The sequence below is a fragment of the Lentibacillus salinarum genome, from assembly GCF_042679865.1.
Lineage (GTDB): Bacteria > Bacillota > Bacilli > Bacillales > Amphibacillaceae > Lentibacillus > Lentibacillus salinarum.
On record NZ_JBHTNH010000029.1, the window covers coordinates 127,379 to 152,071 of the forward strand.

Consider the following 24,693-nt stretch of genomic DNA (forward strand, 5'->3'; position numbering starts at 1 on the left):
AAAGAGTAAGCTTACTGGATAGGCAGCAGGCTTGCTCTTTTATGCTATTATAAGGTGTATCGATACATAAGGAGTTTGTTATGAGCAGGACGATTAACCTTTCCAGACGACTGACAAATGTGGCATCATTTATACCAAAAGGTGCACGATTTGCTGATATCGGATCAGACCATGCCTATCTTCCCTGTTATGTATGTCTGCATGATGAAGAGGCGGAGGGCATCGCAGGTGAAGTCAACGAAGGTCCTTTTCAAAGCGCTCAAGACACCGTCAACCGGTATGATTTGTCAAATAGAGTTGATGTACGATTGGGTGATGGTTTGGACGTTATAGAGAATGGAGAAATTGATTTAGTTGTCGTAGCAGGCATGGGAGGTTCCCTGATCAAAACCATCCTGGATGAGGGTCAAGCTCGTCTCAGCCGCGTTAAGCGAATTGTTGTTCAGCCCAATATTGATGAACCTGGTCTCCGTTACTGGCTACAATGGCATGGCTATACGATCACAGACGAAGGCATGGTTGAAGAAAACGGGCATATTTACGAAATCATCGCAGCCGACAAAGATAGCACAGGACAGGAACTGACCGAAAGACAATTGCTATTCGGTCCAATTATACTTAATCAAAGGCCGGATCCGTTTTACCGGAAATGGCGCCGTGAATATGTCAAACGCAGACGGATCATTGACCAAATGACACAAGCTGCAGAACCGGATCATGACAAAATCGGGACATTCAAAAGGGAATTGGCATGGATAGAGGAGGTTTTACACGATGACAACGATCACTCGCAATACTGATATTTTCAAAGCTATGGAAACTTGGGCACCGAAACATCTGGCCTATGACTGGGACAATGTCGGGTTACAGGTGGGCTCTTTTCAGAAGCCGGTTAACAAGGTGATGGTTACATTAGATGTTCTGGAATCAACCGTTGACGAGGCAATCCAACATGGTGTGGACTTGATTATTGCGCATCACCCGCTGCTTTTTAAACCGATGAAGCAAGTTAATGCTGATACAGCCAAAGGGCGAGCCATCCAAAAACTGTTACAGCACGATATATCCGTATATGCCGCTCACACGAATCTGGATATGGCACATGGCGGTGTGAATGATATGCTGTGTGATCAGCTGGGCCTTGAAAACCGTCGTATCCTGGATGTCAATCATACGGAAAAACTGCTTAAGCTGGCTGTCTTTGTCCCTGAAACACATGCAGAAGGCGTAAGGGATGCCATGAGTGAAGAAGGAGCGGGGCATATAGGCGATTACAGCCATTGTACGTTTCAATCAGCCGGTCAGGGAACGTTCAAACCGCTGGACGGGACAAATCCATATATTGGATCACAGGGAGAAGTAGCGTTTGTTGATGAAGTCAAAATCGAAACCATTTTGCCAGACTCAAAATTGTCATCGGTACTGGAAGCCATGACCGCGGCCCACCCATATGAGGAAGCAGCTTATGATATCTATCCGATGGAAAACAGTGGGCCAGCCTTTGGAATTGGCCGCATTGGCACGTTAGCTGATAAAATATCTTTGGAAGCATTATGTGAAAACGTCAAAAGCGCCTTTAACGTTCCAAATGTCCGGGTGACGGGCGATCTGACCAAAGACGTAAAAAAAATTGCCATATTGGGCGGCAGCGGTGAAAAATATTTACACAAAGCGAAGCAAATGGGTGCAGACGTTTATATTACCGGTGATATGACATTCCACCCGGCCCAAGATGCCTTGGAAATGGGCTTGTCAGTCATTGATCCGGGTCATCACGTGGAAAAAGTGATGAAGAACTATACCAAGTCGTATTTGACGGATTATTTTGCAGACCGGGATGTCAGGATTATGGTATCCGAAGCTAATACAGAACCATTCCAATTTATTTGAAATCGTTTTGGTCATTACGGTTTTCAGATCTTACAGCTTGATATACTGCTATCAAAGGAGTACAGCATATGGGCAATTATTTCAAACAATATTCATTTCAGCCGGAGATGAATGACGTCATTAACCAGTTAAATTTCCATGAACCGACTGAGATTCAAGCGCAGGTGATGCCTGCGATTCTGAAAGGAACAAGTGTGATCGGACAATCACATACCGGATCCGGTAAAACCCATGCCTATCTTTTACCATTATTCAACCGGCTTGATACAGCCAGACGGGAAGTTCAGTTTGTGATAACAGCGCCAACACGGGAACTGGCTACGCAGATATATGATGAGGTCAGAAAAATCATAACCTATGCCGGCAGAGAGAAAGACTGGAACGCCAAGCTGCTCGTCGGTGGAACGGACAGGCAAAAGATGATGGATAAACTGAAAGAGCCACCACATATCATTGTCGGCACACCCGGTAGAATCCTTGACCTGGTCAAGGAAGGGGCGTTATCCATTTACACAGCGTCGGCCTTCGTCATTGATGAGGCAGACCTGATGCTGGAATTGGGCTTTATTCAGGATGTCGATCAGCTGCTCGTGCGGACAAAGGATGAGATGCAAATTCTTGCTTTCTCCGCAACAATTCCGCAGCAGTTGGAACATTTTTACCGGAAGTACCTGGAAAATCCCTTGCGTGTCAAACTCGATGATCGACTATCACCAGAGAAAATGGACCATCGGCTGATTTTTGTTAAACATCGTGATGCCGCTGATATCATTCTTAACATTTCTCAGGCTATCCAGCCTTATTTGGCCATCATTTTTACGAATGGAAAGGACGATGCTGACGCATTAGCGCTTTCCCTGCAGCAAAAGGGGCTCACTGTCGGACTTATCCATGGTGGTCTTTCACCGAGGGAACGGAAACGGACGCTTAAAGCGATTCACAATCTGCGTTACCAGTATATTGTAGCGACTGATCTTGCCTCACGCGGGATTGATATCAAAGGTGTCAGTCACGTCATTAATGCCCGGCTGCCGAAAGAGGAAGATTTCTATGTACACCGTGCGGGCAGAACTGCACGGGCAGGGATGGAAGGAACCGTCATCAGTTTGTACGATGTGCAGGATACACAACTTATAGACAAATTGCAGCAAAAAGGAATTGTCTTTACATTTTGGGATATTAAAAATGGGGAATGGCAGCAGGCCAAATCATGGCAAGAACGCAGCCACCGCTATAAAGAAACAAATCAGACGGATGTAGAGGCATGGAAAAAGGTAAAAAAGCCGAAAAAAGTCAAACCTGGATATAGGAAAAAAATGAAGAAAGAGCAGGAAAAAATTAAAAAACAAATGAACCAAAAATCAAAGGATAAGCGAAAATAATTTGGGGTGAGGATATGTTAAAAATTGGCTCACACGTATCAATGAGCGGTAAAAAGATGCTGAAAGGGTCCAGTGAACAAGCTGCTTCATACGGTTCCAACGTGTTTATGATTTATACGGGGGCACCGCAGAACACAAAACGAAAGCCGGTTGAGGAATTAAATATTGAAGCCGGTAGGGAGCATATGGACGAAAATGGCATCATTGATGTCGTTGTTCACGCGCCGTATATTATTAATATCGGTAATACGACTAAACCCGAAACATTTGAATTGGGTATCGATTTTTTGCGCAACGAAATTGATCGGACGGATGCTATCGGTGCCAGGCAAATTGTCCTGCATCCGGGATCACATGTTGGCGCCGGTGCCGATAAAGGTATCGGGAAAATTATTGAAGGCTTAAACGAAGTGCTGGAAAAGGATAAAGATGTCCAGATAGCACTCGAAACGATGGCAGGCAAAGGATCAGAAATTGGCCGGACATTTGATGAACTGGCCAAGATTATCGATGGGGTCACCCATAATGAAAAATTGTCGGTCTGTCTCGATACGTGTCATATTCATGATGGCGGTTATGACGTTGTTAACGATTTTGACGGGGTGCTGAATGAATTTGAGAATATTATCGGGATCGATCGATTGAAAGTCATCCATGTCAATGACAGTAAAAATGAACAGGGCGCGCATAAAGACCGCCATGAAAACATCGGATTCGGCCATATTGGCTTTGAAGCGCTCCACCATGTGATCACCCACCCGCAATTGGAACAGCTGCCTAAAATATTGGAAACCCCTTTTGTCGGAGAAGATAAGAAAAACAGGAAACCACCTTATAAATTTGAAATTGACATGATTAAAAATGGAGAATTTGATCCAGATTTAAAAGAAAAGATCATGAATCAGTGAGTGGTTGTTGGCTTTTGCTGGAAATGAGAGCAGGAAAAGGGATCACGGAACGGCGTGATGCTGGTTCCCTGCTCTCTTTTTTATTTAAATAACGCTTCAATGCCATAGGATTTGATGATTTTCTGAAACAATGACTGCGCCTGATCCGCGGTATTCTTATCCGTCATACGTGCCAGCTCTTTGAACATTTTGGCTCGAAAACCCGGATCAAATGGATCGATGTCGATTTGATGCAAATAAGCTGTAATAGCCTTTGCTTGTTCCCGGCTAATGGAAAAATTGTATTGCTGTGCATAGTGAAGCAGTTCGTCGGGCGTCAGCTGCTTGATTTTTTTATTGACCATTTGTTTGATAAAGGTTGACATATATTCGACCCCTTTAGCATGATTTATTACTTACTATATGCACAGTTTTCGTAAAATGAACTTGTCCTGAACTAAAAATATTTCCACTAACTACCAGATGTAAATTTGTTAACCATCCATAAACTATAAACGCACCTCATTCAGGAAAGCGAGGTCTAACCAATGGATGAAGACAAACGCCGTCTGGACAGTTCAGAAAACGGTCCGAAGCTTGAAGAACAACCGGACACGGATGACATGGTTGCAACGAATTTTGATGGTGACCAACCACGTGTGGAAGACATCCGCAGCCGGCGGGATGAGGAACTTGCCAGCGAAATGACGGTCGATGATGTTGATGAGCCTGTCGTTGATTCAGATGAAGACAACGGCACAGAGGCCAACAGTGCTTTTGGATGGATTGCACTGGCATTATCCATTGTGTCGTATTTCGTGATGCCAATTATCCTCGGTGCTGCAGGGATCATTATGGGCTTTGTGTCAAGAAACCGCGGTTCGGAGACGCTTGGTAATACGGCAATTATAGCAGGTGGTATCTCCATCCTGATTACACTGTTTGTTCTTCCATACGTTTAGTGAAAGGGGGCTGAATTCAGCCCCCTTTCTCATGGTAAAAATGATGGGTTTAATAGGCGGGGAAATAATAATAATTTCCGGTTTCAATGTTGAGTGGTTCGACACCAGGGTTCAGGGTTCTGAAGTCGGATAACACTTGCGATATATCCAATTGATTCACGTGATTACGCTGCTGATTAATAGCCTCAACAATGGATAACACGGTATCACCTTGTTGCACTTGAACTTTGATAATGGTTATCGTTTCCTGTTCCGCTGACATTTTAAGGTTTTGCTCATTTTGCCCATCCGTATCATTATTTAAGGGCGTTCCAACGGTTAAATCCTTATGAACACTTATCAGGAATAGCAGGATAAAAGTATAAAAAAGCGGTTTATTTATTTTCTTCATCATTTTAACCCCTTAACATGAAACCAAGTGTCTGTCTCAACCGTATAATAACGCAAAGGGATCAGGGGAGGTATGGTAATGGCTATTTTTGCAATGGACTGGATCGGTGTCGTATTGACCGGACTCGGTACCTTGTTTCTGATTGGTGAGCTGCTTGTCAATATGCGGGGCATTTTTGGGCTTATCGGTATTGGATTAATGACGGTCTATTTTTCAGCTTACCTGGAAACAGGCTCTTTTATTATGATGCTTATTATTTATCTGGTCGGAATATTACTTATTATTATTGATGGCAAGGTCGTTAATGACGGTACACTTGCGACAATCGGTCTGGCTTCTATGCTCGTGGCGGTTGCATTGGCTGCACCCAATATATTTGCCGGCATGTATGCGGCTATCGGTGTCATGGTTGGCGGTGCGTCATCGTTTCTATTTTTAAAGGTGTTTAAACGCAGGGATATGTGGTCCAAAATAACGTTAAAGGATCAATTGACGAAAGACAAGGGTTATAATTCCCTGAACCAGAATTATAAACAGCTCCTTGATCAGCAAGGGGTAACCCTGAGCGATTTGCGCCCGGTCGGAACAGTACGGATCAATCATACAAATTACAGCGCCATTTCAAATGCTGAATGGATTCCTAAGGACAGTGCCATTAAAGTGGTTCACGTTGATGGGACAAAAATTCTAGTCGAAAAAAACGATAATGAACACAGCATCACTCATGGATCTTAATGGTTCATGGGTGTTTGTTTGGGCGAAAAAACATTAATCGCGTTGTTCCGGAATGAAACAATCGTCATTCGGGTAACGACTAAATGATATAGGAATGTAAATTTTATGTTAAGTTTTGCAGGACATCCTTTACAAAACATCCCGGCTGCTTTAATAATGGGGAAGGTATGTGACAGATTTCAGCATGGTTCGAAGGGTGGAATAATCTTTGGATATCGATGTGCAGACACTGTTGTTTGAATTTATCGGCGGATTGGGTATTTTCCTGCTGGGTATTAAATATATGGGGGAAGGCTTGCAGAAATCCGCCGGTGACAGGCTGCGAGATATACTTGACAAAACGACCAGCAATCCGTTCCTGGGAGTTTTGGCCGGTATAGTGGTCACAATTTTAATTCAGAGCAGTTCCGGTACGACTGTCTTAACGGTCGGTCTGGTTAATGCCGGCTTTATGACCCTCAGGCAGGCAATCGGTGTGATCATGGGAGCCAATGTCGGAACAACGGTGACGGCTTTTATCATTGGAATTGACATCGGCGAGTATGCACTGCCTATCCTGGCACTGGGGTGCTTTTTGTTATTTTTCTTTAATAATCAAAAAGTTAATAATGTGGGACAGACAGTTTTTGGCTTTGGTGCATTATTTCTTGGACTGGAATTAATGAGTGGTGGCATGTCACCACTACGCGAAGTACAAGCATTTCAGGATCTGACGCTAAGTATGAGTGAGCATTCCATTTTAGGTGTTGTCATCGGAACGTTGTTTACATTTATTGTCCAAAGCTCAACGGCCACAATTGGTATTCTCCAGGGTTTATATTCTGAGGGTGCCATTGGGCTTGAAGCTGCCTTGCCTGTATTGTTCGGTGATAATATTGGGACAACCATTACAGCGGTTCTGGCGTCAATTGGGGCTACTGTTGCAGCGAAACGGACGGCATATGTTCACGTCATTTTTAATCTGGCGGGTGCTGTTATTGTTATACTGTTTCTTGGTTTGTTCAGCCAGTATGTTGCATATTTGCAGTCTGTCATTGACCTGAACCCGGAAATGACGATTGCCTTTGCCCATGGAAGTTTTAACCTAGCTAACCTTATCATTCAATTCCCGTTCATTGGGACACTCGCATGGATCGTAACGAAAATGATTCCAGGCGACGACGCAATCATTGAGTATAAACCGAAACATTTGGACCCGATTTTTATTCAGCAATCATCCACATTGGCATTGGATCAGGCAAAGGCGGAAATCATCCGCATGGGTGAATACGCGTCTAAAGGGCTCGAGGAAACGAATTTATATTTAACCACACAAAACCAGAAGCATTCGGAAATATCGATGCAAGTCGAGGGAGCACTCAATAACCTTGACCGAAAAATTACAGATTATCTGGTGGAATTATCCGGGGAATCCATGTCTGAAATAGAAGGTGCGAAACATACAGTATTAATGGATGCTGTACGAGACGTTGAACGAATGGGTGACCATTTTGAAAATATAATTGAATTGATTGATTATAAAATATCCAATAAAGTTTATTTGACAGAACAAGCCCAAGAAGATTTGAATAACATGTTTGATTTAACGATTCTGACTGTCAAACAGGCTGTGAAATCACTGGAAAATATGGATCGCGAAGAAGCTTTGGCTGTCGTCCAAAAAGAAGATCAAATTGACAGAATGGAACGCACTTATCGCAAGAAGCATATTATTCGAATGAATGAAGGGCTTTGTACCGGATCGGCAGGAATTGTATTTGTTGATATTATCAGCAATCTGGAGCGGATAGGGGATCACGCTTCAAATATTGCAGAAGCTGTTTTGGGTGAATAGTTAAAGAAAGAGGTGTTTACACCTCTTTCTTTTACAGTTTCTTGTCTCGTTCAAACGATATAGGCACAATATGTACGGGATTTAACAGCGGTTTGAATTTACCGGTTTTTCTTATTGAAACCCCTTGGTGAACATGCTATAATGTTTAGTGTCGCTTGCATCGTTTGATGTGCTTTTATTTTACATAAAAATCTTCAGACCAGATGATTGACAGATTTTGTCGGACATGATAAATTATATTTCGTCGCTGATTAAAATGGAACACAACACGATTTAGGTTATACTGCAATGATAGGACAAATCAGATTATTCCACAGTAGCTCAGTGGTAGAGCAATCGGCTGTTAACCGATCGGTCGCAGGTTCGAATCCTGCCTGTGGAGCCATGTGGCGGCGTAGCTCAGCTGGCGAGAGCGTACGGTTCATACCCGTAAGGTCGTGGGTTCGATCCCCTCCGCCGCTACCAAATCTAATAGATGGCGGCCGTGGCGAAGTGGTTAACGCACCGGATTGTGGCTCCGGCACGCGTGGGTTCGATCCCCACCGGTCGCCCCATAAGCCATTCATTAGTCATTAATTATCTAGGAACGATGTGGACCCTTAGCTCAGCTGGTCAGAGCTATCGGCTCATAACCGATCGGTCGCAGGTTCGAATCCTGCAGGGTCCACCACTAAACTGGAGGTATACCCAAGTCTGGCTGAAGGGATCGGTCTTGAAAACCGACAGGCGGGTCAAACCGCGCGGGGGTTCGAATCCCTCTACCTCCTCCATACATAATGAAGAGAAGTCGGAAGTCAGACGACAGACATTGTAAATCATAGCTGGCCGCAAGCATCTTGAGTAAGCTTCGAAGTATCATTTGTTGCGAGAACTAAATAACGAACTAAAACATCATACGGCTCGGTAGCTCAGTCGGTAGAGCAACGGACTGAAAATCCGTGTGTCGGCGGTTCGATTCCGTCCCGAGCCACCATTTTTAAACAAGCTGAATCGCTTGTTTTTTTGTTTTACATATAAAGAAAACGGGAAAATGAATAATACGATGCGCCTTATCAGCTGAATGCCTGTAAAGATGCGTTTAATTTGCATATGCAGGAATGCTCTGATAGGCTAAAGATAAAGGTTGAATATTCAATCCTTTTGATAATGAATATTAAAGGAGGACATTCAAAATGGCAAAATTCGAACTACCAGAACTACCATATGCCTACGATGCTTTAGAACCGACTATTGACAAAGAAACCATGAACATTCACCACACGAAGCATCATAATACTTACGTAACAAAACTCAATGCTGCAATTGAAGGCAAAGCAGACCTTGAGAATAAGTCACTTGAGGACTTAGTGGGTAATCTTAATGCTGTGCCTGAAGACATTCGTACCGCTGTCCGCAACAATGGCGGTGGACATGCTAACCACAGTCTATTCTGGAAAGTTATGTCACCGAATGGTGGCGGTGAACCATCAGGTGAACTAGCAGACAAGATCAATGAAAAATTTGGCAGCTTTGATAAATTCAAAGAAGAATTTGAAAATGCCGCCAAAGGGCGCTTTGGCTCCGGATGGGCTTGGCTTGTTGTCAATAATGGCAATTTGGAAGTAACCAGCACACCAAACCAGGATTCACCACTTATGGACGGTAAAACGCCTATCTTAGGGCTGGACGTTTGGGAGCATGCTTACTACTTAAAATACCAAAACAAGCGTCCTGAATATGTTGCCGCATTCTGGAACGTTGTTAATTGGGATGAAGTTGAGAAAAATTATAACGAAGCAAAGTAATATGACTTATCGAAAGACACGGGAACACTCCCGTGTCTTTTCTGTTAGTGCCTGATTTCCGCCGTTTCTTTCCCTTCAGCCTACAGATAAAGTTCCACGCTTACATGTTCCGAACACTGCATATCTGAGTCCGAATTGCTCACACTATAAATGAACGAAAAGGAGCATCGATATGCACAAAAGTTTGGAAAAATTGGCAGGCAAAATCGAAATAAGCCGGGACCTCATTTTACTCCTGGTGATCGGCGGACTGTATTCGCTCAGTATTTTCCTTTCCAACACCTTTGTCAATATATATTTATGGAAGCAGGCAGGGGACTATGTGACCATCGCCTTTTATAATCTGGGGATTTATTTATTCCAGCCCCTTACCTTTATAGTGGCAGGAAAAATTGCAAAGAAAGTTGATCGTGTGATTGTTTTGCGTTTAGGGGTGATATTTTTATCCCTGTTTTTTTTAAGTGTCCTGATGATTGCCGAGAAAGCTGCCACGTATAATTTTATGCTCGGTAGTGTGCTGGGCATTGGCTTCGGATTTTACTGGCTTGCTTTTAATGTTTTGACGTTTGAGATAACCGAACCCGAGTCAAGGGATTTTTTTAATGGGTTTCTCGGCGTGTTGCAATCATTTGCGGGTATGATTGGACCGCTGCTTGCTGGTACCATCATTGCATCTATGAAAGAGAACATTGGGTACAGCGTTATATTTACGATTTCGTTCATTCTGTTCATTGGAGCCGTCGTGTGCAGCTTTTTCCTGAAGCGGCGTCAGGCAGAAGGTCTTTTTCATTTTAAGCGGGTCTTGATGGAACGCGGACATAATAAAAACTGGCGAAGAATTCTAAATGCCCATGTAACACAGGGACTCCGGGAAGGTATCTTTTTATTCGTCATTTCCATTTGGGTGTTTATCACCACTCAAAGCGAATTTGCTTTAGGGATGTTTAATTTATTTCTATCAGGATTGTCCTTTGTGTTTTATTTCATTGTGACAAAGTGGGTGAAGCCATCGTTACGGAAAAAAGCGATCCTGACCGGTGCGCTGATTTTATATTTTTCCATTTACATCATTTTGTTTAGTATCAGTTATACGCAGCTAATGATTTATGCTGCTTTGATTGGAATTGCGTACCCGATTGTAAACGTTCCTTACGCCTCCTTAACGTATGATGTCATCGGAAAGGCACGTAAAGCGAAGGAACTGCGTGTTGAATATATTGTTGTCAGGGAATTGTTTGTCAACATCGGCAGAGTGACGGCCATCGTCATTTTCCTGATCGCCATTACCCTTTTGTCAGCAGAAACCATTATCCCGTATTTACTTGCTGTGTTCGGCCTCGGCCACCTGTTCATTTATTTATTTGTCAAAAACATTTATTTGGGGAGTGCAGGCAAAAAAGATACCATTACAAATGAGCCGGTAACTGATGAAAAAAATCGGTAAAAGGTCTTAGAATTCAGCCGTATAAATGATATAATGTAACGTATAACTGTTATAGGCTTAGGGTGAGGACTAATGGTATTAAAAAAGAAAAAAAAGAAGAAAGCCCAACTTCCCTTTCGTTTAAATATATTATTTTTTATTGTCTTTTTACTGTTCTCGGTATTAGTGCTTCAGTTAGGAGTCGTCCAGATTTTGAACGGGGAAGCATTTCAGGCTGAAATTGAGCGGACAACGAATGATTATACTGAAGTCCCGGTACCCCGCGGCAAAATGTACGACCGTAATGGTGACTTGATTGTCGGAAACGATGCAGAATATTCGATCACTTACACCCCGGAAAAAGGGACACAAGCTGAAGACAGACTGGATGTTGCCGAGAAGCTGGCCGAGTATATTTCGATGGATTCGGATACCTATTTAGATGGCATTACCGAGCGGGATAGACAGGAGTACTGGTACTTAAACAACACAGAGAAAGCTGAAAGTCTGCTGTCACAGGAAGAGGCAGAGGAAATGGACAATGGTGAGGCATATGATGAAATACTTGAGCGCATTGATGAAGACAAGGTGGATGATTATTCCAAGCAGCAACTTGAAGTCATCGCCATAAAAAAAGAAATGGATAAAGCCATGGCTTTGACACCGCAAGTCATTAAAAACGATGATGTTACACCTGAGGAATTTGCGCGTGTATCGGCACGGCTGGACGAACTCCCGGGTGTCAATGCAACCACCGACTGGAACCGGGAATATCCATATGATAAAACATTCCGTAACTTTGCCGGCACCATCACGTCCGAAACCCAGGGAATTCCAAGAGCGAAAGAGGATTATTACTTGACGCGCGGTTACAGCCGAAATGACCGGGTCGGCAACAGTGGTCTGGAACAACAATATGAAAGCGCCCTGCGCGGCCGCAAGGAAAAAATTCAATACACAACGGACAGTAATGGGACGGTTGTCGATTCTGATGTCGTTGTCGAAGGTGAGCGTGGAAAAGATCTGGTTCTATCGATTGATATGGAGCTGCAGCAGGAAGTCGATAAGGTTCTCCGCGAAGAATTAAAAACGGCAATCGAAAAGTACCCTAACGAAAACAAGCATATGGAAAGCGCCATGGCTGTCATGATGGATCCGAACACCGGTGAAATCCTGGCAGCCGGCAGTCAGCGTTATGACCATGATGAAAATGAGTTTATCAATAATGGAACAGCGACCCTTTACAATGCTAACGCACCCGGATCAGCTGTAAAGGGGGCCACGGTACTGGCAGGGTACCAGTCAGGTGTGATTGAGCCCGGAAAGCAATTTTATGATGAACCGATTAAGGTTAAGGATACACCAGAGAAAAGTTCCTGGAAAAATCTGCAGTGGGTTAATGACCTTGAAGCGTTGGAACAATCGTCCAACGTTTACATGTTTAATATCGCCATGCGCATAGGTGGTGTCTACGATTTTCAACAGAACCAGTCATTACCTATTGGAGATGGCACCTTCGAGGAAATGCGCAATTATTTCGGCCAATTCGGCTTGGGTGTTGGAACCGGTATCGACTTCCCGCAGGAATCAACTGGCTATCCAGGGCCAAATGAACCTGGGAAGATCCTTGACTTGGCGATAGGCCAGTACGACACTTATACGACGATGCAAATGGCGCAATATGTATCAACCATCGCCAACGGGGGTTATCGTGTCCGACCGCATTTCATGAAAGAAATCCGTAACCCTGTTCCACACGATGAAGGATTGGGACCGGTACACGAAAGTTTTAATACGGAGTATATGAACAGAATTCAAATGAGCGACAGCGAAATTGAGCGTGTTCAGGAAGGATTCCGCCGGGTCTTCCAATCACCGAATGGCACAGCTTCCGGGCATTTTGCCGACAAACCGTATGACGCGGCCGGAAAGACAGGGACAGCTGAGTATGATAAATATGATGAAGATGGATTCGTCGCTTCAACGGAAAATCTGGCGCTTGTTGGCTATGCACCCTATGATGATCCGGAAGTCGCGTTTGCGCTTATAGTACCATTTACTCGCGAAGGTAATAATATTAACCATGAAATCGGTAAAGGTATTTTAGACGCTTATTTTGAATTACAGGATGATGAAGAAGAATAATTGAAATCTCTCAGTCAGCCTGAACGCTTATAAAAGTGTTTGGGCTTTTTCGTGAGTGGCAGCACGTACGCTATAGGGTGTAAATCCCGACTGTGTCCAAATAGCCGGTAAACAGTCGCTAACAGGTAGTGCGATGATCCTTTTCCCAAATTCATCTGTATCTAACAGCAGTAACACCCTCACTTATTGAAGCTTCCTTTATATCTACAATCGAAATAAATTACAAAAAAGGGGCATGAATTTTTTAAAATTTCATGCCCCTTTTCATGCTCTGAATTCGATTATAGGGATAGAAGAAACTAGTCAATTAATCTAGTAACTTTACATTATTTTTACAGTCAATTAATAGAGGCTTAACACTCATGCGTTATGATAGGAACTGCAGGAGGGGAAAACATGATTCTTTTCCTGACAAATCAACGTAAGAGGGGGCTTATTAAATGAAGTTAAGGTCTTTATTTGTAACACTTGCATTGGCATTTTTACTCGTATTACTGGCAGCATGCGGCAATGCAGAAGGAAATGATAATGGGGAAGAGAGTGGAAATGCTGAAGGAGGAAACAGTGAAGAAAATGCTGACTCCGGCGGTGGAACCACAGAAGTTCTGGTCGACGGATCATCCACTGTATTCCCAATTATGGAAGCTGTAGCTGAAGAATCACAAACGGAAAATCCTGATGCACGTGTGAACATCGGTACTTCCGGAAGCGGCGGCGGATTTGAGAAGTTCGCTGCAGGTGAGACACATATATCCAATGCTTCCCGTCCGATTAAAGAAGAAGAGAAACAAGCAGTTGAAGATGCTGGCATTGAATACACTGAATTTGAAGTAGCACTTGACGGCTTGTCAATTGTGGTCAATCAGGAAAATGACTGGGTCGATCAGCTGACAATTGAAGAATTGAATAAAATGTGGTCAGTAGATGGCAATGTCGAAACGTGGGCCGATGTCAGGGAAGGATGGCCTGAAGAAGAAATCGAATTCTACAGCCCTGGTGCAGATTCCGGTACATTTGACTATTTCAGTGAAGTCGTTTTAGGTGAGGAAGGACAAATCCGGCAGGACGCTTCCTTGTCTGAAGATGACAATGTGCTTGTACAAGGTGTAACAGGCTCCCCAAATGCTATCGGTTACTTTGGGTATGCTTACTATGCTGAAAACACGGATAAACTGAAAGCAGTTCCGATTGTAAACGATAATGGTGAAGCAGTTACACCAAGCCAGGAAACTGTTCAATCAGGTGAATATAATCCTTTCTCAAGACCACTATTCATCTATGTGAAGCATGAAGCGTTGCAGGATGAATCAGTCTACAATTTTGCAAAATATACACTGGAAAATGTAGGCCGAGCAGCAGAAGATGTTGGTTATGTTGCAAAACCTGACAGTGACTATGAACAAGCACTGCAGACACTGGATGAAATTGCAGGACAGTAATCCTGCGTTTTAAAAGAAAATGTGAGGGGAGGCTTATTACAATACCTTTCCTCACTTACAGATCTTTGTCATGATATTCATATCAGTTTAGTTTATCTCGCGATATTGTAAGTGGGAGATGGGCAGCCAGTAAACGCCTAATTCGTTCAACTACAATCGGTGGGAATAAAGAAACCCACACTGGATGAAGTTTCACTTTACCCCGCATGTAATGGTCAGTAACCCGCCAAAAAACGGCGGCTAACTAACCTTAAATGCCCGATTCGGTTCAACTAACATTCAGTGGGGAAAAAGCGCCCCACTGAATGAAGTTTCACTTTATATAAAAGAGGGATATGTTTATGGCCGTTAACGTTAAAGAAATGATGAAACAAAAAAATCCAATCGATCTTTGCTCATCATTACAGAAAAAGCGGCACCCATCTTTTTTCTGGTTTGTGCCATTGTATCGATACTCACAACAATCGGTATTGTTTTTACATTGTTGGTGGAAACCATTACGTTTTTTAACCTGGTTCCATTCATGGACTTTGTAACAGGGACAACATGGTGGCCTTTCGGTGAAAATGCGAGCTATGGCATTCTGCCGTTGATCTCGGGAACTTTGCTGATCACAGTGATTGCCATGGTCGTTGCCATCCCATTTGGTCTGGCTTCAGCCATCTATCTGAGTAAATTTGCATCTGAAAAAGTGCGCAAAGTTGTCAAACCAATCCTTGAAATTTTGGCCGGCATTCCGACAATTGTTTATGGATTCTTTGCATTGACATTTGTGACACCATTGCTGCAGGTATTCATTTCCGATCTTCCGATTTTTAACGCGTTGAGTCCGGGAATCATAGTGGGTGTCATGATCATTCCAATGATTGCTTCGCTTTCTGAGGACGCTATGAGTTCCGTTCCCAATTCCATTAGAGAAGGTGCTTTGGCAATGGGGTCCACCAAATTGGAAGTGGCCTTGAAGGTTGTTGTTCCTGCAGCATTGTCAGGGATTATCGCATCATTCGTGCTAGGAATTTCACGGGCCATCGGTGAAACCATGATTGTGTCGGTTGCTGCTGGCTCAACATCAACACTTACCGCGGATGTTACGGAATCAATACAGACAATGACCGGGTATATCGTGCAGGTGACACTTGGTGATGCCTCCTATGGATCAACCACTTATTACAGCATCTATGCAGTTGGAATGACTCTATTCCTGTTTACACTGCTGATGAATCTCCTGTCACAATATATCTCCCGCCGCTTCAAGGAGGATTACTGATATGAACTTGATCGACAAGCAGTTGGTTCAAAAGAAAATGAAAAATCGAATCATTAAGAGCCAGATCATGCGACAGTTGTTTTTCCTGGCTACAGCATTTGGAATCGTTGTTCTGGCGATCTTGCTTTATCGGATATTTTCAGAAGGTATACCTTATTTGAATTGGCAATTCCTGACAAGCTTTGCCTCCCGTTTTCCGGAGGAAGCCGGGATAAAAGCAGCAATTGCCGGATCGCTTTGGCTAATGGCTGTTACCGGTCCGATTTCGTTAATATTGGGTGTCGGGACGGCCATCTATCTTGAGGAATATGCAAAAGAAAGCAAATTTACACGGTTTATACGCATGAATATATCAAATTTGGCGGGGGTCCCCTCCGTTGTTTTCGGCCTATTGGGTCTGACGGTTTTCGTACGACTGCTGGAGATGGGTCGGAGTGTTATTGCCGGTGGATTGACCATGAGCCTGCTAATATTGTCGATCATTGTTGTGGCAGCACAGGAAGCCATAAGGTCCATTCCGAATGACCAGTATGAGGCGTCTTACGCGATGGGTGCCACAAAATGGCAAACGGTGCGCCGAGTGATATTACCGGCAGCGATTCCTGGCATATTGACCGGCAGCATATTGGCTTTGTCACGGGCTATTGGTGAGACAGCACCCTTATTGATGATTGGCGCATTGTCATTTGTCGCTTATCTGCCGGAGAATATTTGGTCAAGTTTCACGGTATTGCCGATCCAAATATACAACTGGACTGGCAGGCCTCAGGAAGAGTTCCATCTGATCGCTTCAGCGGGCATTATTGTACTGTTGTTGGCGTTATTGCTGATGAATTCGATTGCTGTATTGATACGGAATAAATTTTCGAAACGTTAATAATGGGAGGTTATATGATGGCAACTGCAGCAGAGAGTAAACAGATATCGATCCCCAATACAAAGAAACCTGATAAAGAAGAGACAAAGACGATTTATTCCATTGAGAATTTTAATCTTTGGTATGGAAACGATCAAGCCCTTTATGACGTGCAAATGGAGATTCCCGAAAACAAGGTGACAGCGATTATCGGGCCATCCGGTTGCGGAAAATCAACATTTATCAAATCACTGAACCGCATGGTTGAACTGGTACCTAGTGTCAAAATGAGCGGAAGCATTAAATACAAGGAGAAAGACATCTTCAGTCCCAAATATAAAGTGGAAGATCTAAGGACTGATGTCGGGATGGTTTTTCAGAATCCAAACCCTTTCCCGAAATCAGTTTACGAAAATATTGTGTATGGTCCAAAGACGCATGGTATCAAGAAGAAATCCGTCCTTAATGAAATTGTTGAAAAGAGTCTTCGGGGTGCAGCATTGTGGGATGAAGTAAAAGATCGGCTGAACGAGAATGCGTTTGGTCTATCTGGCGGACAGCAGCAGCGGCTTTGCATTGCCAGATGCCTGGCAATTGAACCTGATGTCATTTTGATGGATGAACCGACATCAGCATTAGACCCAATTTCTACCACTAAGATTGAGAAACTTGTCCAGAACCTGAAACAGGATTATAGTATCATAATCGTGACTCACAACATGCAGCAGGCTGCCAGGATTTCGGATAAAACAGCATTTTTCCTGAATGGTGAAGTCATGGAATTCAACAATACCGATAAACTTTTCTCGGATCCTGATGACAAGCGCACTGAAGACTATATTACCGGCCGGTTCGGCTGAAAGGGGGGATACTGATGGCGGGCAGAGAGCAGTTTGAAGAGGATTTAAATTATATTAAACAAGATATCTTGGAACTGTCGGATATAGCAGTCAATGCCCTGCGTAAAGCAGCTGATGCATTATATAACCAGGATAAGGCATTGGCAAGCGAGGTTATTGATAAAGATAGGGCTGTCGATAAACAGGAACACACGATTAAGGACCAAGCAATTTTGCTGATTGCCAAACAACAGCCTGTGGCGACAGACCTGCGCAGGATTGTCATATCTCTGCAGATAACGACCGATATTGAACGTATGGCTGATAATGCGAAAAACATTGCCAAATCAACGCTGCATCTTGGTGAGGATCATCGATTGACGATCCATCCAAGGATTAAAGAAATGCGGGATATGGCCGTTAGTATGAATAAAACCGCTATGCGGGCGTTCCAATATGAGGATGTTTCCATTGCTGGCAAATTGTCAGATATGGATGATAAGGTCGACCATTTATATGAAACGATCATCCATGATCTTTTAAATGAAACGGCCACCAACCCGGAGAAAATTCAATATGTGATGCAAATGGCATTCAGCGCCCGCTACATTGAGCGATTTGCTGATCATATTACAAATATTGGTGAAAGTATTATATATCTTGTAAAAGGTGAGTCGTATAAATTAAATTGATGAGTCCCTCAAAGAAAAAGCTGTATTGCATCTTGGCAATACAGCTTAATTTGTAATCGTTTCGGCAATTCCGTGATGATCCATATCACTCGACAATTCGAATTCGCCAAGCTGAACCAGTTCACTGTAATCCTCATCCTCTAAATACTGTGTCAATGCATCGGCATCGTCGATAATATCATTTTCTTCAAGTGTCTGACTGATTTCGGATGGTGCCACGCCTGATTCGATTGTCAGCGTATAGGTCGTTGGTTCATCTTCATCATTCGTGTCATCTTCCTCGTTGTCGGCAGCGTCATTGTTTTCATCCGTTTCCCCGGAACCGGACGCGTCCTCATTTTCTTCATTCTTGTTGTCTCCCGAATCATTTTCATTGTCTGATTCAACCGAAACGGCAATATATTCAGATTCGGTCAGCACGTGATAACCTTCTGACTCAACAATTTCGATCATATCCTCTGTCGGTATTTCTTCAGCACCTGTTTGTGATTCACCAGCGAAATAAAACGCACCAAGCACGATAATGCCGGCAGTTAACAGTCCAAAGGCAAACGAACGAATGGTTTGTTTCATCATGTTCACCTATCTTTCTGGATAATTGTCCGTATTATGTATCATACTATCGGAAAAGTCGTCTGTCAGCAGTTCCTCTTCCAGAATGTTTACCTTTTTCTTTAATTGATAATTTTCCTGCATCGTCGAAATTGAGAGTTGCTCCAATTCACTTTCCAGATCGGCAATTTTATCGTTCGTAAAAAATGACAAAATTAATAAGACAACTGCCACCACGATAATGGCAATAATCGCATACAACATGTTTTTTTCCCCTCCAATCTATCAATACAGTTATAACATACATCATCAAAAAGAGAAATGATCAAAATTTTACAATCCGCCATCTTGAATGTTTTGCTGATATCTGCTATTATAGTTAAGGTCTGAAATGTGATAAGAAACCTTTACAAAAGCAGTCATTTATCGTTTGGAGGGAAAATTATGCGCGTTAATATTACATTGGCTTGTACAGAAACAGGCGACCGTAACTATATTTCGACAAAAAATAAGCGTACAAACCCGGAACGTTTGGAGCTTATGAAATATTGCCCACGTTTGAAAAAACACACGTTGCATCGTGAGACAAAATAACCAAATTTAAAAAGGTTTCTGCCAGAATGCCGGCAGAAACCTTTTTTAAATGGGTGCTTGAAAATTTAACCGTAACCTGAACATCTATGATTTCCAATAAAGCCTGAATTGTATATAATGCAGTCAGAGTGGGGTGATGAATTGGAAAAGAAAGAACTGCGGAAACATATTATTCAACGATTACAAACGATACCAGATGCCGATCGTGCATCAATTGAAGAGGCACTGACAGGCCATCTTGTTTCGTCCGCTGTATGGCAGCAAGCTGATGTTATCGGTATCACGGTATCGCATGGATTGGAGTGGAATACAGAACCGATCATTCAAACAGCGTGGAAAGAAGGAAAAACGGTTTGTGTGCCGAAATGTCATCCTGAAAACCGTCAAATGGATTTTTATATCATTCATGATTATGATCAATTGGAGACCGTTTATTACAAACTACGGGAGCCGATACCCGAAAAAACAGAAAAGGTAGCGAAGCAGGCGATTGATTTGCTCGTTGTGCCTGGATTGCTGTTTGACCGGGAAGGTTACCGGGTTGGTTTCGGCGGCGGCTATTATGACCGCTTTTTGACAGATTTTGTTCATGATAAACTGGCCCTGGCGGCAAATTGCCAAGTCGTCGAAAAATTGCCGGCTGAACCATTTGATATACCTGTCGATGCGATCATTACGGAAAATGGTTTTTTGCAACAGGGAGGGGTTTAAATGGACAGTAGCCGTTATTCACGGCAAATGCTCTTTGCACCAATCGGTGAAAACGGACAACAGCGATTATCAGCCAGTTCAGCACTTGTTGTGGGAGCAGGTGCATTGGGCACAGTTATTGGCAATCATTTGGTGCGGGCAGGTATTGGCAAAATTCGGCTGATCGACCGTGACTATGTTGAACTAAGTAATCTACAGCGGCAGATGATGTTTGATGAGGAAGACGTCCGACAGGTTTTGCCGAAAGCAGTCGCGGCTAAACATAAACTAGAGAAAATAAACAGCGAGGTAGTGGTTGAGGCCATTGTCGGGAATGTCACGGTCGATAACATAGATGAACTGCTGAATGATGTCGATGTTGTCCTGGATGGGACCGATAATTTTTCAACACGCTTTCTTTTGAATGATGCCTGCTTTAAATACCAGGTTCCCTTTTCTTATGGTGGCATTGTCAGTTCGCGTGGCTTGACGGCCTTCTTTGTTCCGCAGAAGACATCCTGTTTGCGGTGTATAACGAAGGAGGGGGCCGGAAATGGCCAGACATGTGATACGGTTGGTGTGATTTCGCCCGCAGTCGATATGATTTCCTCCTTCCAAGTGACGGAAACTTTAAAATATTTGACCGGGAACGAGCAGGCACTGCGGAATACATTAAAAACCATTGACGTCTGGTATAACCGGGATTATGATATGAAGCTTAACATGTCTGATGTGGACTGTCCCACATGCCGGCAACATAAGTTTCCCGCCTTGCAAAAAAACGCAAACGATGAAGAAACGGTTTTATGCGGCCGTGACACAGTCCAGATTCATCGCAAATCCAGCATCAGCCTGGAACAATGGGAAGTGCAATTCGCGAAAGTTGCCTCTGTTAAACGAACACCATTTTTATTGAAGGCATCTTTTCCGGAGGGCATCCACTTTGTCATGTTTAAGGACGGACGTGTTCTTGTCAAGGGAACGGAAGATCGTGTACAGGCAAGAACTTGGTATGATCGCTATATTGGTTCCTGATGCATAATCTCATGCTCTTTGGAAGATAACTATGCATACCACAACATGAGAAAAGGGTGTCAGGAAATGCGAATCTTTACAGTACTTACGGTGCTTACGAGCATCATTGTCATGGCTTTCAGGTGGCGGTATCGCATCATCAACACACTTTTGGCCATCAGCTTTTTACGCAAGGCGGCTGTCACAATCTCAATGAATATGCCGATGATTCGGGAGAAAATTATGCCGGCATTGTTTCAGCGCAATCCGGTTAAATAATCGACCATCTTTAGAAGCTGTCATCGTGCAGCTTCTTTTATATGTCAAGAAAATATGAATTCTGGTATGATGGCTTCAAGGGGGATAAGGAATGCACCTGGACGAACGTTATACGATGTATACATTAGCCTGTCATCTGACAGACATAGACGGTTTTGAACCATTATACGTTAATGAGCAAGACGAATTATGGCTTGAACGGTATCAAGGCAAAACATCACAGGTGATCCGTTTATTCCATGGTGGCTATGACTGGAAAAATCATTTAAAGCGGGATATCGGTCAGGTTTTTCAAAAAGTAAAAGCCATGAAACAACATCTCAGGGGAAAGCACATCGACATACATAATATTTACATTGCTACCTATGCGCCCGTAGACGACTGGCACGTTTTGAAAAAACCCTTGCAGTTAAATGAAAAAAATCCAATTAGGATGCACGTCTATTATTTATCCGAAAACGAAAAAGCTGAAGAACTGGCAAGACTGCAGGATACATTAGGGACTTCTTTCCAGGATACAGCGGAAAACCTGTCCGAATCGGATAAAGAAGCAACGCTCAACAGTTGCCGGACAAAATTGACCGATCAGATGACACAGAAAGAAAGGGAAGTCCGAAATATATTCTCATACGGCAAGCCATTTCTGACTTATTTTTTGCTGGCTGCCAATCTGCTTGTCTTTTTGCTGCTTGAATTGACTGGTAACAGCACCTCAACAGCGACGTTGATCGCGTTTGGTGCCAAATATAATCCAGCCATTATTGAAAATGGTGAATGGTGGCGAATTGTCACCTCCATGTTCCTGCATATCGGACTCCTTCACCTGATCATGAATATGCTGGCTGTTTATTATTTGGGAACATTAGTGGAACGGATATATGGATCTGTCAGGTTTTTGTTGATTTATTTTCTGGCAGGGATAGGTGGGGGACTGGCAAGTTTCGCCTTTACCACTAGCGTCTCGGCAGGTGCTTCCGGCGCATTGTTTGGGTTGTTCGGTGCCCTGTTGTTTTTTGGCTGCGTACATAAAAGAATTTTTTTCCAAACGATGGGCATGAATTTGCTGATAATTATCGGTATCAATATCGTATTTGGATTGAGTGTACCACAAGTTGATAATGGGGCTCACATGGGCGGGTTACTGGCAGGTTTTATTGCTTCGGCCATTTTGAATCTGCCTAAGAAAAGAAACAGACGTTTACAATTTTCTGCCCTGGTTCTATATGGGCTGATCATGGCTGGGCTCGTTATTTATGGTACAGAGCATAATCGATCCAATCCGGCATATCAGCTGATGCAAGCGGAACAGCTTATAACAGAAGAACAATATGAAGAGGTCGTCGATGTCGTGACGAAGGGGCTGCAAACCTCGGATACCATCGATACTGAATTGGAAAGTCATTTATTGTTTCAGCGGTCTTATGCCTTTATTCAACTGAACAGGGTCGACCAAGCGGTAGAGGATTTGGAGCAATCAACAGATTTGAACAACAACTTTGCGAAGGCGCATTATAATTTAGCGGTCCTGTATGGGAATCAAAGTTTAGAGGATAAGGCGGCATACCACATTGAAGAAGCACATGAACTGGATCCTGACAACCAGGACATACAACAATTGTATGAGCAGATAATCGAAAATCACCCATAGAAACGTAATATGATGTTATCCGGCTTTTTACATGAATGGGTTGGTTTCGTATTCATTCTTCCATCCGGATTTGGTATAATAAGATTTGGTGATCTATGTGAAGACCATTTATGATGTGCAACAATTATTGAAAAAATTTGGAACGATTATCTATGTTGGTGACCGATTAGCCGACTTGGAACTGATGGAAGACGAAATAAAGGAATTATACCGACTTTACTGTATTGAAGCGAAAGACTATCAAGAGGCATTGCTGCTTCTGAGAGGGGAAGCTTCCCGTCTGCGTCGCGAAAAAGGAGCGAACGAATGATGACATCAATTATTGGCATTGATATTGGTGGAACGACTGTTAAAATTGGCATAATGGATCCCGATGGCCATATTATGGATAAATGGGAGATACCGACCAACCATGCCAATAACGGAGCTTATATCATACCGGAAATTTGGCAATCGGTCAGCCAAAAGCTGGATAGTACGGCGGTCATAAAAGGTATTGGAATCGGTGCACCCGGTTTTATTGACAGTTCAACTGGTTATGTTTATGAAGCTGTTAATATCGGTTGGAAAAATGTAGCACTGGCTGACGAATTACAAACCATCTCCGGCTTACCAGTATTTGTGGCGAATGATGCCAACGCTGCCGTCTTAGGTGAAAATTGGAAAGGTGCCGGGGAAAATGCCAGAAATCTGATTGCCCTTACACTTGGTACAGGTGTCGGGGGTGGCTTGATCGTCAATGGTGATATGGTAGACGGTGAAAACGGGATGGCTGGTGAAATCGGGCACACAACCATTGATCCTGACGGTTACTTATGTAATTGCGGGCGGAGAGGGTGCCTTGAAACAGTTGCCTCGGCAACCGGGATGGTTCGCCAGGCTATGGAGAAAATGGAAAAGAAACCAAACAGTCCGCTCGTATCACGCTATAAACAGAATGGAACCATGACAACAAAGGATATTTTTGAGCTGGCTGATGCCGGTGATGAATCCTGCGAGGAAATTGTTGCATATACTGCTGATATTCTGGGACTGATCATTGCCAACATTGCGACGATCACTAATCCGTCAAAAGTTCTGATTGGCGGAGGCGTATCACAGGCCGGTGAAGACTTTGTCAAGCTTATCGATGCTGCCTTCAGCCGATATGCTCTTAAAAGGGTGCGGCATATTTGCGAGCTGAAAACAGCCCGGTTGGGTAATGATGCTGGTATGATTGGTGCTGCCTTTTTAGTCAGGCAGCGTTTGGATCATTTGACATTTTAGGCTTTACTTTTTTGACATACTCTATTAAAATACATTTCATTAACGTCACCACTATGAAACGTTTATGAGAGGCAAAACGTTATATAATCAGGCAGCAAGTGTTTCAGAATGTTTGTACCGGGAA

The 24,693-nt window shown here is 43.3% G+C and carries 26 protein-coding genes and 6 tRNA genes; 28 read left to right on the top strand and 4 right to left on the bottom strand.

What is annotated here, in order from left to right; genetic code table 11:
- The first annotated feature begins 80 nt into the window (after positions 1-80).
- The 4 genes from ACFQ4A_RS15230 to ACFQ4A_RS15245 all read left to right on the top strand — a co-directional run bounded on the left by ACFQ4A_RS15230 (position 81) and on the right by ACFQ4A_RS15245 (position 4,180).
- Positions 81-800, top strand: coding sequence for a tRNA (adenine(22)-N(1))-methyltransferase (locus ACFQ4A_RS15230; RefSeq protein WP_382402160.1), 720 nt, complete (start codon positions 81-83; stop codon positions 798-800).
- Entirely contained in the window at positions 775-1,890 is a 1,116-nt protein-coding gene (locus ACFQ4A_RS15235) for a Nif3-like dinuclear metal center hexameric protein (protein WP_382402162.1), read from the top strand. The genes ACFQ4A_RS15230 and ACFQ4A_RS15235 overlap by 26 nt, the downstream gene beginning before the upstream one ends.
- A 68-nt stretch (positions 1,891-1,958) precedes the next feature.
- Complete coding sequence (locus tag ACFQ4A_RS15240) at positions 1,959-3,272, top strand: DEAD/DEAH box helicase (protein WP_382402164.1); 1,314 nt, start codon at positions 1,959-1,961, stop codon at positions 3,270-3,272.
- A 14-nt stretch (positions 3,273-3,286) separates the two neighbouring features.
- Complete coding sequence (locus ACFQ4A_RS15245) at positions 3,287-4,180, top strand: deoxyribonuclease IV (RefSeq protein WP_382402166.1); 894 nt, start codon at positions 3,287-3,289, stop codon at positions 4,178-4,180.
- Between the two features lie 80 nt (positions 4,181-4,260).
- On the opposite strand, the gene ACFQ4A_RS15250 is transcribed toward ACFQ4A_RS15245, so the two are convergent.
- Entirely contained in the window at positions 4,261-4,545 is a 285-nt protein-coding gene (locus tag ACFQ4A_RS15250; protein ID WP_382402168.1) for a DUF2624 domain-containing protein, read from the bottom strand.
- A gap of 162 nt (positions 4,546-4,707) precedes the next feature.
- Between ACFQ4A_RS15250 and ACFQ4A_RS15255 the strand changes: the two genes are divergently transcribed.
- On the top strand, positions 4,708-5,121 hold the full coding sequence (locus ACFQ4A_RS15255; RefSeq protein ID WP_382402170.1) for a hypothetical protein: 414 nt from the start codon (positions 4,708-4,710) through the stop codon (positions 5,119-5,121).
- 49 nt (positions 5,122-5,170) lie between these two features.
- On the opposite strand, the gene ACFQ4A_RS15260 is transcribed toward ACFQ4A_RS15255, so the two are convergent.
- Positions 5,171-5,512 (bottom strand): hypothetical protein, encoded by a 342-nt coding sequence (locus ACFQ4A_RS15260; RefSeq protein WP_382402172.1) that lies wholly within the window; start codon positions 5,510-5,512, stop codon positions 5,171-5,173.
- A 78-nt stretch (positions 5,513-5,590) separates the two neighbouring features.
- On the opposite strand from ACFQ4A_RS15260, the gene ACFQ4A_RS15265 reads away from it, so the two are divergent.
- The 16 genes from ACFQ4A_RS15265 to phoU all read left to right on the top strand — a co-directional run bounded on the left by ACFQ4A_RS15265 (position 5,591) and on the right by phoU (position 18,526).
- Positions 5,591-6,247 (top strand): NfeD family protein, encoded by a 657-nt coding sequence (locus tag ACFQ4A_RS15265; protein ID WP_382402174.1) that lies wholly within the window; start codon positions 5,591-5,593, stop codon positions 6,245-6,247.
- A gap of 208 nt (positions 6,248-6,455) precedes the next feature.
- Positions 6,456-8,081, top strand: coding sequence for a Na/Pi cotransporter family protein (locus ACFQ4A_RS15270; RefSeq protein WP_382402176.1), 1,626 nt, complete (start codon positions 6,456-6,458; stop codon positions 8,079-8,081).
- Positions 8,082-8,391: 310 nt separating this feature from the next.
- Positions 8,392-8,466 (top strand) — tRNA-Asn (locus tag ACFQ4A_RS15275).
- 3 nt (positions 8,467-8,469) lie between these two features.
- A tRNA-Met gene (locus tag ACFQ4A_RS15280) sits at positions 8,470-8,546 on the top strand.
- Positions 8,547-8,559: 13 nt separating this feature from the next.
- A tRNA-His gene (locus ACFQ4A_RS15285) sits at positions 8,560-8,635 on the top strand.
- Between the two features lie 39 nt (positions 8,636-8,674).
- Positions 8,675-8,751, top strand: a tRNA-Ile gene (locus ACFQ4A_RS15290).
- Positions 8,752-8,758: 7 nt separating this feature from the next.
- Positions 8,759-8,851 (top strand) — tRNA-Ser (locus ACFQ4A_RS15295).
- Positions 8,852-8,978: 127 nt separating this feature from the next.
- A tRNA-Phe gene (locus ACFQ4A_RS15300) sits at positions 8,979-9,054 on the top strand.
- Positions 9,055-9,253: 199 nt separating this feature from the next.
- The gene (locus tag ACFQ4A_RS15305; protein WP_382402178.1) at positions 9,254-9,865 is read left to right on the top strand and encodes a superoxide dismutase; all 612 of its coding nucleotides are present in this window, start codon (positions 9,254-9,256) and stop codon (positions 9,863-9,865) included.
- 172 nt (positions 9,866-10,037) lie between these two features.
- Positions 10,038-11,309 carry an MFS transporter gene (locus ACFQ4A_RS15310; RefSeq protein WP_382402181.1) on the top strand — a complete coding sequence of 424 codons (1,272 nt, stop codon included), beginning with the start codon at positions 10,038-10,040 and terminating at the stop codon, positions 11,307-11,309.
- Between the two features lie 72 nt (positions 11,310-11,381).
- Positions 11,382-13,433: a peptidoglycan D,D-transpeptidase FtsI family protein gene (locus tag ACFQ4A_RS15315; RefSeq protein WP_382402183.1), complete on the top strand. Its 2,052-nt coding sequence runs from the start codon at positions 11,382-11,384 to the stop codon at positions 13,431-13,433.
- Between the two features lie 440 nt (positions 13,434-13,873).
- A complete protein-coding gene (locus tag ACFQ4A_RS15320; RefSeq protein WP_382402185.1) occupies positions 13,874-14,872 on the top strand; it encodes a PstS family phosphate ABC transporter substrate-binding protein in 999 nt (332 codons plus the stop codon).
- 400 nt (positions 14,873-15,272) lie between these two features.
- On the top strand, positions 15,273-16,139 hold the full coding sequence (gene pstC, locus ACFQ4A_RS15325) for a phosphate ABC transporter permease subunit PstC (protein WP_382402486.1): 867 nt from the start codon (positions 15,273-15,275) through the stop codon (positions 16,137-16,139).
- Between the two features lies 1 nt (position 16,140).
- Positions 16,141-17,016: a phosphate ABC transporter permease PstA gene (pstA, locus tag ACFQ4A_RS15330; protein ID WP_382402187.1), complete on the top strand. Its 876-nt coding sequence runs from the start codon at positions 16,141-16,143 to the stop codon at positions 17,014-17,016.
- A gap of 17 nt (positions 17,017-17,033) precedes the next feature.
- Positions 17,034-17,855 (top strand): phosphate ABC transporter ATP-binding protein PstB, encoded by an 822-nt coding sequence (gene pstB, locus ACFQ4A_RS15335; RefSeq protein ID WP_382402189.1) that lies wholly within the window; start codon positions 17,034-17,036, stop codon positions 17,853-17,855.
- A 14-nt stretch (positions 17,856-17,869) separates the two neighbouring features.
- Entirely contained in the window at positions 17,870-18,526 is a 657-nt protein-coding gene (phoU, locus tag ACFQ4A_RS15340) for a phosphate signaling complex protein PhoU (RefSeq protein ID WP_382402191.1), read from the top strand.
- A gap of 45 nt (positions 18,527-18,571) precedes the next feature.
- Here the strand turns inward: phoU and ACFQ4A_RS15345 are convergent, their stop codons facing one another.
- On the bottom strand, positions 18,572-19,099 hold the full coding sequence (locus ACFQ4A_RS15345) for a hypothetical protein (protein ID WP_382402193.1): 528 nt from the start codon (positions 19,097-19,099) through the stop codon (positions 18,572-18,574).
- A gap of 9 nt (positions 19,100-19,108) precedes the next feature.
- A complete protein-coding gene (locus tag ACFQ4A_RS15350; protein WP_382402195.1) occupies positions 19,109-19,342 on the bottom strand; it encodes a hypothetical protein in 234 nt (77 codons plus the stop codon).
- 180 nt (positions 19,343-19,522) lie between these two features.
- Here ACFQ4A_RS15350 and rpmG point away from each other — a divergent pair, with 180 nt between their 5' ends.
- The 7 genes from rpmG to ACFQ4A_RS15385 all read left to right on the top strand — a co-directional run bounded on the left by rpmG (position 19,523) and on the right by ACFQ4A_RS15385 (position 24,569).
- The gene (gene rpmG / locus ACFQ4A_RS15355) at positions 19,523-19,672 is read left to right on the top strand and encodes a 50S ribosomal protein L33 (RefSeq protein WP_029271012.1); all 150 of its coding nucleotides are present in this window, start codon (positions 19,523-19,525) and stop codon (positions 19,670-19,672) included.
- 117 nt (positions 19,673-19,789) lie between these two features.
- Entirely contained in the window at positions 19,790-20,383 is a 594-nt protein-coding gene (locus ACFQ4A_RS15360) for a 5-formyltetrahydrofolate cyclo-ligase (protein WP_382402197.1), read from the top strand.
- Positions 20,384-21,397: a ThiF family adenylyltransferase gene (locus ACFQ4A_RS15365; RefSeq protein ID WP_382402199.1), complete on the top strand. Its 1,014-nt coding sequence runs from the start codon at positions 20,384-20,386 to the stop codon at positions 21,395-21,397. It begins immediately after the preceding gene.
- Between the two features lie 66 nt (positions 21,398-21,463).
- Positions 21,464-21,655: a hypothetical protein gene (locus ACFQ4A_RS15370; protein WP_382402201.1), complete on the top strand. Its 192-nt coding sequence runs from the start codon at positions 21,464-21,466 to the stop codon at positions 21,653-21,655.
- A gap of 91 nt (positions 21,656-21,746) precedes the next feature.
- Positions 21,747-23,303, top strand: a complete 1,557-nt coding sequence (locus ACFQ4A_RS15375) for a rhomboid family intramembrane serine protease (protein WP_382402203.1) — start codon at positions 21,747-21,749, stop codon at positions 23,301-23,303.
- Between the two features lie 97 nt (positions 23,304-23,400).
- Entirely contained in the window at positions 23,401-23,613 is a 213-nt protein-coding gene (locus ACFQ4A_RS15380; RefSeq protein WP_382402205.1) for a YqgQ family protein, read from the top strand.
- A complete protein-coding gene (locus ACFQ4A_RS15385) occupies positions 23,610-24,569 on the top strand; it encodes an ROK family glucokinase (protein WP_382402207.1) in 960 nt (319 codons plus the stop codon). Before ACFQ4A_RS15380 ends, ACFQ4A_RS15385 begins: the two co-directional genes overlap by 4 nt.
- Positions 24,570-24,693 lie beyond the last annotated feature (124 nt).